Annotated in this window: 10 protein-coding genes; 2 read left to right on the forward strand and 8 right to left on the reverse strand. The window is 66.1% G+C overall.

All coding sequences use genetic code 11. From position 1 onward, the window contains the following. Positions 1-272: 272 nt before the first annotated feature. Positions 273-2,132: a feruloyl-CoA synthase gene (locus tag AC0WRY_RS33185; RefSeq protein WP_194404918.1), complete on the reverse strand. Its 1,860-nt coding sequence runs from the start codon at positions 2,130-2,132 to the stop codon at positions 273-275. Between the two features lie 149 nt (positions 2,133-2,281). Here AC0WRY_RS33185 and AC0WRY_RS33190 point away from each other — a divergent pair, with 149 nt between their 5' ends. Beyond that, positions 2,282-2,770, forward strand: a complete 489-nt coding sequence (locus tag AC0WRY_RS33190; protein ID WP_194404919.1) for a MarR family winged helix-turn-helix transcriptional regulator — start codon at positions 2,282-2,284, stop codon at positions 2,768-2,770. Between the two features lie 196 nt (positions 2,771-2,966). Beyond that, on the forward strand, positions 2,967-4,772 hold the full coding sequence (gene atzF / locus AC0WRY_RS33195) for an allophanate hydrolase (protein WP_194408490.1): 1,806 nt from the start codon (positions 2,967-2,969) through the stop codon (positions 4,770-4,772). 169 nt (positions 4,773-4,941) lie between these two features. Here the strand turns inward: atzF and AC0WRY_RS33200 are convergent, their stop codons facing one another. The 7 genes from AC0WRY_RS33200 to AC0WRY_RS33230 form a co-directional block, all read right to left on the reverse strand. Next, positions 4,942-5,664 (reverse strand): GntR family transcriptional regulator, encoded by a 723-nt coding sequence (locus AC0WRY_RS33200; RefSeq protein WP_194404920.1) that lies wholly within the window; start codon positions 5,662-5,664, stop codon positions 4,942-4,944. Between the two features lie 4 nt (positions 5,665-5,668). After that, the gene (gene hpxZ / locus AC0WRY_RS33205; RefSeq protein ID WP_194404921.1) at positions 5,669-6,061 is read right to left on the reverse strand and encodes an oxalurate catabolism protein HpxZ; all 393 of its coding nucleotides are present in this window, start codon (positions 6,059-6,061) and stop codon (positions 5,669-5,671) included. Between the two features lie 12 nt (positions 6,062-6,073). Next, the gene (locus tag AC0WRY_RS33210; protein WP_194404922.1) at positions 6,074-7,468 is read right to left on the reverse strand and encodes an AtzE family amidohydrolase; all 1,395 of its coding nucleotides are present in this window, start codon (positions 7,466-7,468) and stop codon (positions 6,074-6,076) included. Between the two features lie 7 nt (positions 7,469-7,475). Next, positions 7,476-7,655, reverse strand: coding sequence for a DUF4089 domain-containing protein (locus AC0WRY_RS33215; protein ID WP_194404923.1), 180 nt, complete (start codon positions 7,653-7,655; stop codon positions 7,476-7,478). 15 nt (positions 7,656-7,670) lie between these two features. Continuing rightward, entirely contained in the window at positions 7,671-9,440 is a 1,770-nt protein-coding gene (locus AC0WRY_RS33220; RefSeq protein ID WP_194404924.1) for a dipeptide ABC transporter ATP-binding protein, read from the reverse strand. A 91-nt stretch (positions 9,441-9,531) separates the two neighbouring features. Next, entirely contained in the window at positions 9,532-10,431 is a 900-nt protein-coding gene (locus tag AC0WRY_RS33225; RefSeq protein ID WP_194404925.1) for an ABC transporter permease, read from the reverse strand. Between the two features lie 9 nt (positions 10,432-10,440). Next, on the reverse strand, positions 10,441-11,454 hold the full coding sequence (locus tag AC0WRY_RS33230) for an ABC transporter permease (protein WP_194404926.1): 1,014 nt from the start codon (positions 11,452-11,454) through the stop codon (positions 10,441-10,443). Positions 11,455-11,668 lie beyond the last annotated feature (214 nt).

The raw sequence follows: 11,668 nt of genomic DNA on the forward strand, positions 1-11,668 counted from the left end.
TCCCTGGAACGGTTCGCATAAATTAGTTGCTTAGGCAACAAAAGAATCGGAGATATATTGCGGCAGGGTCGCTGGCTTAGTGGGAAGTATGGCGCCTCGTGTCCCGGCCGCGCTGCAGCGTGAAACGCTGCTGCGCAGAACGGGACCCATGCGGCGGCTTATACTAGGAGAGATGGACCCCGGCTCTGCAGCGCATCACACCGGACGATGCTTCGCATCGCCGGCGTGCTGCGCTGCGTCCGGCGCACGAGAGTGGTTGAGCGACGAGATAGCTATTCACGCTGCAACCCAATCCACGCGCCCGGCGCATCATCATTCAACTGCGCCACCGCCTCCGCACGCCGCGTCAGCACGGCGCGCTGGTTGATGTAGCCCTTGTCGGTGATCTCGCCGCCGTCGACCGACGGCGGTTCGGCCAGCAGCAGCGCGCGAGTGGCGTGGCCGGAGGAGTTGGGACCCTGCTGCTTCAACTTTGCGAGGCCCTGCGCAATCGCGGTCCTCACCTTGTCGTGGGCGAGCACCTCGTTCACCTCGGCCGTTTCGCCCAGGCCGGCCTGCGTGCGGCAGGCCCCGATGTTCGGAAACACCAGGAAGCGCACCTCGTCGCCGCCATGGCCCGCGACGACGATGTCCTGCGCCAACGGCGAAAGCGCCGCGATGCCGGCGACGCGCAGCGTGCCGACATTGACCCAGGTGCCGGAATTGAGCTTGAAATCCTCGGCGACGCGGCCGTCGAAGAACAGGCCGCGCTCGGGCCGAGCACTATCAGCAAGCTTGACGGCATCGCCGATCAGATAGAAGCCCTCGTCATCGAACGCCTGCTTCGTCTGCTCCGGCGCCTTCCAATAGCCCGGCGTGACATTGGGGCCGCGCACGCGCACTTCCAGCTTGTCGCCTGATGTGACGAGCTTCAGCTCAGTGCCGGGGATGGGCACGCCGATATTGCCGGAGCGTTCGGCGAGGAAATGACAGTCGGTCGCCAGCGGCGAGGTTTCGGTCGAGCCCCAGGCCGAGACCATCGGCAGCGCGCGGCCGACGGTCTCGATGGAGAGCTCCTCGATGGCATCCCAGAGATTCTGCGGCAGCGCGGCGCCGGCATAGAAGGCGAATTTCACCTCGCTGAAGAAGCGGCGGCGCAGCTCCTCGTCGCCGCGTAGCGCCGCGATCAGCATGTCGAAGCCGCGCGGCACGTTGAAATAGACCGTCGGCATCACGCTTTTCAGATTGGCGAGCGAGGTCGCGAACAGCCCCGGCGCGGGCTTGCCGCCGTCGATATAGAGCGAGCCGCCATTGCGCAGCACGAGATTGAAATTATGGTTGGCACCGAAGGTGTGGCTCCAGGGCAGCCAGTCGAGAATGACGAGATCGCCGCGACCCGGTTCGAGAAAGGTCCAGGTCTGCGCCTTGGCCTGCTGGCTCGAGGTCAGCATGCGCTGGGTGTTGATGACGGCCTTCGGCGTGCCGGTTGAGCCTGACGTGAACAGGAATTTTGCGATCGTGTCCGGAGTCACCGCGGCGAACGCCTTTGCGACGTCAGGCGTCTCGGGCGTTGCCGCGATGACGTTGAAGGCAAGCGTGACGGCATCGTCGGCCTTGCCGCTGATGATCTGCGCATTGTGCAGCGGCGCGATGGCGGCCAGCGCGGCCGCGAAGGGTTTCGTAGCGGAGACGTAGATCGCACCCGGCTCGAGCAGCATGATCATGCTCTTGAGCTTCTCGAAATCCCTCGACATCAGCGAATAGGCCGGCGAGATCGCAGCCGAGGGCACGCCGACATGCTGGGCGGCAAGCGCAAGCAGCGCGTGGTCGACGCTGTTGTCGGAGAGGATCGCGAGCGGGCGCTCGGCGCTGAGGCCCTGCGCCAGGATCCAGGACGCCGCCGCACGCACCTGGCGCAGCGCCTGCGCATAGGTGACCGTGGTCCAGGGCGCATCGATCTGGCCGCGCTCGGCGAGGAAGATCGCATCCGGCGCGTGCTGCGCAAAATGCTCCAGCCAGTCGCCGACGCAGCGGGCGCTGTCGCCCAAGGGTTCGGGCGAGCGCAACACGATGCTGCCATCGGCGCGATGCTCTGCGAGCGTCCTCGGCGTTGCGAACAGGCCTGCAACGTCACCGCGTGGGGCGGCTGTCATGGGTTTCCTCCTCCGTCCGGATACGGATCGGCGGCAGCCTCGTTCGGGCTGCTTTGACCATAATGTTGGGCATGACAATTGTTGTCGTCAACAACAATCTTTCGCTCGCGTTGTCGAAGCGCTAAGGTTGGCGTGGCGGGAGATACGATGTGACAGCCAGCGCAACCCAGACTGCCCCACGCAAGCGCAACGGCGCGGCGCCTCGCGATGCCGCCGACGAGATTGGCCTCGACGCGCTGGTCGGGCACGCCGGCTACGCGGTGCGGCGCTTCCAGATCTGGATCTTCCAGGACTTCATCAAGACGCTCGGCGAGGTCGACATCCGGCCGACGCAATATTCGGTGCTGACGCTGATCGGCGCCAATCCGGGCCTGTCGCAGATGGCGGTGGCAAAGCGCCTCGGCATCGAGCGCGCCCGGCTGGTGCACCTGCTCGACAGCCTCGAGCAGCGCAAATACGTCAAGCGCGTCAAGTCGAAGGCGGACCGCCGCTCCCATGCGCTGCACCTCACCGCACAGGGCGAGACGGCACTGGCGGAATTCAAGCGGCTCGCGGCCGAGCACGAGCGGCATGTCGAGGAGAAGATCGGTAAGGACAACCGGACGCAGTTGCTCCGGATCCTCGCTGGCTTCACCTGATCTGGGCTGCCTACGAATTGGGCAGATGCCCGTCGCGGGGCGTCGGCGCGACCTCGTCCAATAAATCTCAAGCTATTGATTACTCGATAATATCCTGAGCATTCGCCCGGCCGACGGTCTTGTACACAATGGCACATCGCTTGCTTCGCTCCGAGCGAGGACGGATTGCCGGAGTTTTGTCGCCATGAGGGCTGAGATGGGGGCTGAGCAGCCTGAAACGATCGCCGCGATTGTGGCCGCGCATCGCGCGGGCACAATGACGCCGGCAGAAACCATCGCGCGGACCTATCAGCGCATCCGTGACCGCAACGATCCCGCCATCTTCATCAGCCTGCGTGACGAGGCGGATGCGGTCGCGGAGGCCGAGCAGCTTGCCGCGCGCGCGGATGCCGCTGGCCTGCCGCTCTACGGCGTGCCGGTCGCGGTGAAGGACAATATCGACGCACTCGGCTTTCCGACCACCGCGGCCTGCCGCGCCTTCTCCACCACGCCGACGCACGACTCGACCGCGGTGGCGCGGCTGCGTGCCGCCGGGGCCATCATCATCGGCAAGACCAATCTGGACCAGTTCGCGACCGGCCTCGTCGGCGTGCGTTCGCCCTACGGCATCCCCAAAAATTCGGTCCGTGAGGATCTCGTTCCCGGCGGATCGAGCTCGGGCTCCGCGGTGGCCGTCGGCGCAGGTCTCGTGCCGCTGTCGCTCGGCACCGATACCGCAGGTAGCGGACGGGTGCCGGCGATGCTCAACAACATCGTCGGGCTGAAACCGAGCCTCGGCATGATCTCGAATGCCGGTCTCGTGCCGGCCTGCCGAACGCTCGACTGCATCTCGGTCTTCGCTCTGACGGTGGATGATGCTGCGCTCGCCTTGTCGGTGATGGCGGGACCGGACCCGGCCGATCCGTTCTCGCGCGACCGGCCGCTTCAGCCGATCACGCCGTTTCCCGCAAACCTGCGCCTTGGGGTGCCGCGCAACGGGCAACTGATCTTCTTCGGCGACAAGACATCGGAGGCCGCCTACGCCGATGCCTTGAAGCGCTGGACCGCGCTCGGCGCCACGCTGGTCGAGTTCGACCTCGAGCCGTTCTACGAGACGGCGCGGCTGCTCTATGAGGGCCCGTGGGTCGCCGAGCGCTATCTCGTGATCAAGGACCTGCTGGCGTCCGCGCCGGATGCGATTCATCCCGTGACGCGCGAGATCACCGCGGCCGGCGCACGGCTGACGGCGGCGGAGACCTTTGCGGCGCTGTATCGCCTGCAAGGCCTGCGCAAGATCGCCGAGCGGACGTTTGCCAATATCGACGCACTGGTGCTGCCCACCGCGCCGACGGCCTACACGACCGCGCAGGTGCTCGCCAACCCGATCGAGCTCAACAGCCGGCTCGGCACCTACACCAATTTCGTCAACCTGCTCGACCTCTGCGGCCTGGCGTTGCCGGCATCGATGCGCGCCGACGGCATTCCGTTCGGTATCACGCTGCTGGCGCCGGCGGGACGCGATGCGCTGCTCGCGAGCATCGGGCGTGTGTTCCATGCGGATACGAAATTGACCGTCGGAGCGAAGGGCGTGGCCCAGGCACCGCTCGCGCCGCTGCCGGCAAGCTACAATGACGACATCCCGATCGCCGTCGTCGGCGCGCATCTGTCCGGCATGGTGTTGAACGGCGAGTTGAAAACGCTGGATGCCAAGCTGATCGAAGCGACCAGGACGGCGCCCGATTACAAGCTGTACGCGCTCAAGACCACGCCGCCGAAGCCCGGCATGCTGCGCGTCGCGGCCGGCACGGGCGCATCGACCGAGGTCGAGATCTGGTCGCTGTCGCCGGCTGCCTTCGGCAAGTTCGTCAACGCGATTCCATCGCCGATGGCGATCGGCACGGTGCGGCTGGCGGATGGCCGCAGCGTGAAGGGGTTTTTGGTCGAGCCGGAAGTGCTGGGGGATGCGCGTGACATCACGGCTTATGGGGGATGGCGGAAGTTCATGGCGGAAAAGTCAGAGTGATTTTCACTCCGCTGTCGTCCCGGACAAGCGGAGCGCCGATCCGGGACCCATACCCACAGGGTGAGTTTTGCGAAGACTCGGAGTGGGCGCGTCGCCACACACCTCTCCCTCGGGTTATGGGTCCCCGCGTTCGCGGGGACGACAGCGAGTGTGTAGCGACAGAGCTGTCCTATACCGACACCGCGTAAATCTCATACTCGCCGCGCACCAGCTCGATATGCGCGCGCATGGCGGCGGCGGCGCCCTGCTTGTCGCCGCGCATGATGGCGACGACGACGCGGTCGTGCTCGGCTTGCGATTTGGCGAGGCGTCCGAGATTGCGGAACTGGGCGCGGCGGAACGGCTGCACGCGGACGCGGGTCGCGAGCGTGATCTCGGCGATGTAGCCGTTCTGCGATCCCGCATAGATCGCGTTGTGGAAGCGCTCGTTGACCTCGTGAAAGCGATCGGGATTGCCGGTGTAGCTGAGCACGCGCAGCTCTTCGTGGATCGCCTCGAGGCCATGTCGCTCGCTCGCTGCCATGCGCTCGGCGGCGAGGCCGGCGCACAGCGCTTCCAGCTCTGCCATCGCCTCGAACATGCTTTTCAGCCGTTCGATAGAAGGCTGCGCCACCACCGCGCCGCGGTGGGCGCGCGCTTCGACGAGGCCGCTTGCCACGAGCTGACGCAGCGCCTCGCGCACCGGCGTCCGCGAGACGTTGAAGCGGCGCGCGATGTCGGTCTCGTCCAGCGGCGCGCCGGGGGCGAGAGCGCCGCGCACGATCTCGTCCGCGAGCTGCAGGCGCAGCTCCTCGGCGCGCGTGATCTTGTGCACGCTGGGCTGCGCCCGGTCGACGCGCGGCACCACCGGCTCGGCCGGCACGGCGCCTGGCGGAAGATCGTCGAGCGTCATGCGGTCACGCCTCTTTCGGCTCGTCGATAATGCTGACATGGGCGGCGACGACGCGCCAGCCCTCGGGAAAACGAACCCAGGTCTGCATCTGCCGGCCGACCTTGCCGGGCGCCGTGTCGCGATAGAACAGAGTGGAGGCCACGGCGGTGTCGCGGCCATAGCTGGTGATGACCGTCCTGGCAGTGCGGCGATTGAGGCCGACGGGTGAGCGCGCGGCGCGGAAGCCCGAGATCGCCTCATAGCCGTAGAGGTTCTCGCCGATGCCATAGCGCAGCGTGCGGGAATCGTTGCGGAACAGCTCACCGAGCACGGCGACGTCATTGCTGACCAGGGCCTGCTCATACCGGTCGAACGCGGCTCTGACGTCCGCGATCACGTCGGGGAGATCGATCTCCATCTCAAATTCCTCTCAAAGTCCCCTTGGCGCGGGCGCGGCGGCTACGCCCATCTTTTCCAGCGCATAGGCGGCACGGAGCGCGATATCCTCGCGCCAGGGCGCGGCGATGATCTGCACGCCGATCGGCAGCGGCTCGAGCGGCACCGGGACTGCCACCACCGGCAGGCCGATGAAGGAGATCGGCTGGGTGTGGACGCCGATATTGGCACGTACCGGCAGCTCGACGCCGTCGAGGTTGAAGTTCACCTGGCCGAGCTTTGGCGCGGTGCAGGGCGTTGCGGGCGCCAGCAGCACATCGACCGATTTGAAGATCTCGGCGAGCTGCGCGCGGTACCAGCGGCGGAATTTCTGCGCGCGGTCGACCAGCGGCGCCGGCACCATGGCGCCGGCGATCAGCCGGTCGCGCACCGCCGGATCGAAATCGTTCGGGCGCTGGCGCAGGCGGTCGAGATGCAGCGAGGCGCCTTCGGTGGTGGTGATGACATAGGCCGCGGCGCGAGCGCGCGCCGCCTCGGGCACGTCGACGACTCGCGTTGCGCCGAGCGCCTTGGCGACGCGGCTGACCGCTTCGACCGCTTCCGGAAACACGTTCTTCTGGAAATACCCGCCGGCGATCGCGATGCGCAGGTCCGAGACCGGATTGGCGATCAGCGGCAGCGTCGGCTCGAGCCCGCGCGTCGTGCAGGCGCTATCCTCCGTGTCCGGGCCCTGCATGACGTCATAGGCGAGCGCGAGATCGGCGGCGGAGCGTGCGAACGGACCGAGATGATCGAGGCTCGCAACGAAGGGGAACGAGCGCGCCCGCGACAGCCTTCCATAGGTCGGCTTCAGGCCGAAGATGCCGCAGAACGAGGACGGCACGCGGATCGAGCCATTGGTGTCCGAGCCGAGGGCAATCGGCACCAGCGCGCCGCCGACGGCGCTGCCCGAGCCGCCGGAGGAGCCGCCGGTCATGCGCGTCGTATCATGCGGATTGCGCGAAGGGCCGTCATGGACGTTCTCGCCGGTGAAGTCGTAGGCGTATTCGCCCATGTTGAGCGCGCCGACGAGCACGGCGCCGGCGGCTTCCATGCGCTCGATCAGCGTCGCATCGCGCTTGGCGGGTGCGCGGTCGCGGTTGATCTTCGAGCCGGCGCGTGTCGGCAGGCCAGCAACATCGAACAGGTTCTTCACCGCGAAGGGCACGCCGGCGAGCGGGCCGACGTCCTTGCCGGCGGCGATGTCGGCATCGACCGCGCGTGCCTTCGTGCGGGCGCGATCGGCGGTGATATCGGTGAAGGAATTGAGGATGCCGTCATGCTGCTTGATGCGCGCGAGCGCTGCTTCCGTGGCATCGAGCGCGGACATTTTGCGGGTCGCAACCGCGCTGGCGATCTCGGCGGCCGTCATCTCTGGCTTGCTGGTCATGGCAGCATCAGGCCGTGAAGATCGGCGCCGGCTCGGTCTCGTCCGGCAGCGCGAATTCGTCGACCATGCGGCCAAGCCGCAGCGAGACTTCGAGATTGGCGCGCACCGCTGGCCGCCAGGCTTCCTCGACCGGCAGTGCCAGCGCTTTCGATAAGGCGTCGATATAATCGTCTAACGGTTCGGCCATCACGCGTCCCAGCAATCAATGTGTCGGCAACGGCGGATGCGGGATCGCCGTCAGCAGTTCCTTGGTGTAGTCGTCTTGGGGATCGCCGAGCACCTGCTCGGAAGTGCCCTCCTCGACGATCCGTCCCGTCCGCATCACAATGACACGATCGCACAGCAAGCGCACCACATTCAAATCATGCGAGACGAACAGATAGCTCATACCTAAGCGCGCCTTGAGGTCCTGAAGCAGGTTCAGCACGACCGCCTGCACCGAAACGTCCAGCGCCGCCGTCGGCTCGTCCAGGATGACGAGCTTCGGGTGCAGGGCGATGGCGCGGGCGATGCCGACGCGGGCCTTCTGGCCGCCGGACAATTGGTGCGGGAAACGGTCCAGCAGATTGTGCGGCAGGCCGACCATGGTCGCCAGTTCCTCACAGCGCGCGCGCAGCGCATCGCGTCCCCTGATGTCGCCGAGCTGCATGATGGGGTCGGCGATGGCGCGGGCGGCGGTGAAGCGCGGGTTGAGGCTGTCGGTCGGATCCTGGAACACCATCTGGATGCGGCTGCGCTGCGGCATCCGGGCAAAAGCTGATGGCGCGATGCCGGAGATGTCCTCGCCGTCGAACTGGATCAGGCCGGAGGTCTGGTCCAACAGGCGCATCACCATCATCGACGTCGTCGATTTGCCGCAGCCGGATTCGCCGACGAGGCCGACGCTCTCACCATGGCTGATCGAGAAGCTGATGCCGTCGACGGCGCGGAAGGCGTCCGGCTCCACGGGCGGCTTGCGGCCGAACAGTTTTCCCAGCACGGCGGTGGCGCCTTGGCGGGGATATTCTTTCACGAGCTTGTCGACGAGGAGGAGGGGCTTTGAATTGTCATCACCCCCGGGCTTGACCCGGGAGTCCATCGGCGAAGATGGATCTTGCGAAGTGTGATGGATGGCCGGGTCAGGCCCGGCCACGACGGTGGAGTTCTCTTCCTCCGGCAACAGGTCTCTCAAGTTCACACCCAGCCGCGGCGTCGCGCGCATCAGCTTTTTTGTGTAGGGATGCTGCGGATTGGCGAAGATGTCGGCGGCGTTGGCGGTCTCGACCACGCGGCCCTTCTCCATCACCACGACGCGGTCGCAATAGGCGGCGGCGAGGCCGAGATCGTGGGTGATCAGGATGGTCGACATCGCGCGGCGTTTCGTCAGCTCGACGATCAGGTCCATCACCGCCTTCTGCGTGGTGACGTCGAGGCCGGTGGTCGGCTCGTCCGCGATCAGCAGCTGCGGATTGCAGGCAAGCGCAAGCGCGATGACGACGCGCTGGCACATGCCGCCCGACAGCTCGAACGGATAGGCGTGGTAGCGCTCACGCGGGCGGGCGATCTTGACCTGCTCCAGCGCCTCGATCGCCTTCTCGCCGCGGTCGGCGACCTGGGCCTGCTGCACATGGGTGCGCAACACGTCCTCGATCTGGTCGCCGACTTTGCGGATCGGGTTCAGCGCCGCACGCGGGTTCTGGAAGATCATCGAGACTTCGCGGCCGCGCAAATCGCGCATCTGGTCTTCGCTCGCGGCCTTGACGTCGATGCCGGAGAATATCACCGAGCCCTCGGCGATGCGGCCCGCACGGTCGAGGATGCGCATCACCGCATAGGAGGTCACCGACTTGCCGGAGCCGGACTCGCCGACGATGGCCAGCGTCTCGCCCTTGGCGACGGAAATGTTGACGTGCTGCACGGCTTTGACGATGCCGCGGCGAGTGGTGAATTCGACCGTGAGGTCCTGGACGTCGAGCAGGGGCTGGGCGCTCATGCGGGCCTGCCGATCAAGAAACGCGAAAACAACCCCATGCACAGTAGAATGGTGTTGGAATCGTTACGGAATTTTGGACAGAAATTGTCCATCACGTCCTCCGCTGGGGATCGACGATGTCGCGCAGGCCGTCGCCGAGGAGGTTGAAGCAGAACACGGCGATCATCAGCGCGAGGCCGGGGAAGAGCGCGATCCACCATTCGCCCGACACCATGAAGCCCGCGCCTTCGGCGACCATGATGCCCCATTCCGCCGTCGGCGGTCGGACGCCGAGGCCGATGAAGGAGAGGCCGGCAGCGTTGAGGATGGCATAGCCCATGGTCAGCGACATCTGCACGATCATGATCGGCATGATGTTCGGCAGGATGTGCACCAGCAGGATGCGGAATTCGCCGTTGCCGGAGAGCCGCGCGGCCTGCACGAAGCCGGCGTTGCGCCGGACATTGGCCTCGGCGCGCGCGACGCGGGCATAGAGCGGGAAGTTCACGATGGCGGTGGCCAGGATGATGTTCTGCACGGTATTGCCGAGCGCGGCGACGATGCCCATGGCGAGCACGAACAGCGGAAAGGCCATGATGGTGTCGGCGATGCGGCCGACGATCCGATCGGTCCAGCCGCCAAAGTAACCGGCCGCGATGCCGGCGAGGCCGCCCATCAAAAACACCAGCGCGACGGAGGCGATTGCGATGAACGTGTCGAGCCGCGTCGCCACGACAACGCGGCTGAAGATGTCGCGCCCGAGCTGATCGGTGCCGAACCAGTGCGCGGCGGAGGGCGGTTTTAGCGCGGCAGCGGTGTCCGACGCGAGCGGATCATACGGCACGACATAGGGGCCGAAGATCGCGGCCGCGAGGATCAGGATCAATAGCGCGAAGGCAAAGCCCGTGACCTTGTTCTCGCTCAGAACGTAGCGGGTCTGTTCGAGGATTGCGGTAAGCCCTGACGTGCGGGCGGGACCGACGGGTTCAACAGCAGGCGCAACGGAGCTCATGGAGTCCCCCTACCCTTCCAACCGCACGCGCGGATCGATCACGCCGTAGAGAATGTCGATCACGAGATTGAGCAGCACGTACATCACCGCCATGGTGAGGACAAAACCCTGCACCGGTGCGAAGTCCGACGAGATCAGCGCTTCCACCGCGTAGGAGCCGATGCCGGGCCAGGCAAACACTTTCTCGACCAGCACGTTGGCGCCCAGCAGGAACGAGAACACCATGCTGAGCGTGGTGATGACGGGCAGCATGGCGTTGCGGAAGGCGTAGGTGACGATCACGGTCGCGGGCGATAGGCCGCTGGCGCGCGCGGTGCGGACGAATTCGGATGCCAGCACCGCCAGCATCGAGGCGCGCGTCATGCGCGCGATTGGCGCCAGCGAGAAGATCGCAAGGGTCGTTGCCGGCAGGATGAGCTGGCTCAGCGCGGAACGGAACGCCTCGAGGTCGCGCGCGAGCAAGGTGTCGACCAGATAGAAGCCCGTCACCGTCGGCGGCGCGCTGTAGAACACGTCAAGGCGCCCGAGCGGCGCGGGAGACCAGCCGAGCCGGAAATAAAAGACGTAGACCAGCACGAGGCCGGTGAAGAAAACCGGCAGCGAGACGCCCGCTGTCGTCGTGATGCGACAGAGATGATCGACCCACGATCCCGGCCGTGTTGCCGCGAGCACGCCGAGCGGGATGGCAATGACGATGGAGACTATGAGGCCGAGCAGTGTCAGCTCGGCCGAGGCCGGCAAGCGGTTGCGGATTTCGGCCGCGACCGGCTGGCCGGTCGTCAACGAGTTGCCGAAATCGCCGTGGGCGAGATCGTTGGTGTAGCGGAAGAACTGCTCGATCAGCGGCTTGTCGAGGCCGAGTTTCTTGCGGATCTGCTCGACGGCTTCCTTGGTTGCGGCGGGACCGGCGAAATAGGCCGCGGGATCGCCGGGCAGCGCGCGCGTCAGCAGAAAGGTAACGATGACCACGCCGATCAGCGAGGGGATCGCGAACATCAGGCGCTTGCCGATCATGGTCAGCATGGAGTGCTCCTGATGAGAGGAGATGACGCAACAGGTCGAACTGCGCCCCCTCTCCCGCTTGCGGGGGAGGGTTGGGGTGGGGGTGCTTCAGCATAGGGATTCTTCGTGTGGAGAGAGCCCCCACCCGCCGCGCTCCTCGAGCGCGTCGGCCTCCCCCGCAAGCGGGAGAGGCGAACGGAGCAAGCCGATAAGCTTCTGAACGCCATATGCGGTG

The organism is Bradyrhizobium sp. T-12 (assembly GCF_058314695.1).

What these genes read in the sequence shown, in the direction of transcription:
- AC0WRY_RS33220 (WP_194404924.1), bottom strand. Translation starts at nt 9,440, where the DNA reads ATGAGCGCCCAGCCCCTGCTCGACGTCCAGGACCTCACGGTCGAATTC.
- AC0WRY_RS33230 (WP_194404926.1), bottom strand. Translation starts at nt 11,454, where the DNA reads ATGCTGACCATGATCGGCAAGCGCCTGATGTTCGCGATCCCCTCGCTG.
- AC0WRY_RS33210 (WP_194404922.1), bottom strand. Translation starts at nt 7,468, where the DNA reads ATGACCAGCAAGCCAGAGATGACGGCCGCCGAGATCGCCAGCGCGGTT.
- AC0WRY_RS33185 (WP_194404918.1), bottom strand. Translation starts at nt 2,132, where the DNA reads ATGACAGCCGCCCCACGCGGTGACGTTGCAGGCCTGTTCGCAACGCCG.
- AC0WRY_RS33200 (WP_194404920.1), bottom strand. Translation starts at nt 5,664, where the DNA reads ATGACGCTCGACGATCTTCCGCCAGGCGCCGTGCCGGCCGAGCCGGTG.
- AC0WRY_RS33215 (WP_194404923.1), bottom strand. Translation starts at nt 7,655, where the DNA reads ATGGCCGAACCGTTAGACGATTATATCGACGCCTTATCGAAAGCGCTG.
- AC0WRY_RS33225 (WP_194404925.1), bottom strand. Translation starts at nt 10,431, where the DNA reads ATGAGCTCCGTTGCGCCTGCTGTTGAACCCGTCGGTCCCGCCCGCACG.
- atzF (WP_194408490.1), top strand. Translation starts at nt 2,967, where the DNA reads ATGGGGGCTGAGCAGCCTGAAACGATCGCCGCGATTGTGGCCGCGCAT.
- hpxZ (WP_194404921.1), bottom strand. Translation starts at nt 6,061, where the DNA reads ATGGAGATCGATCTCCCCGACGTGATCGCGGACGTCAGAGCCGCGTTC.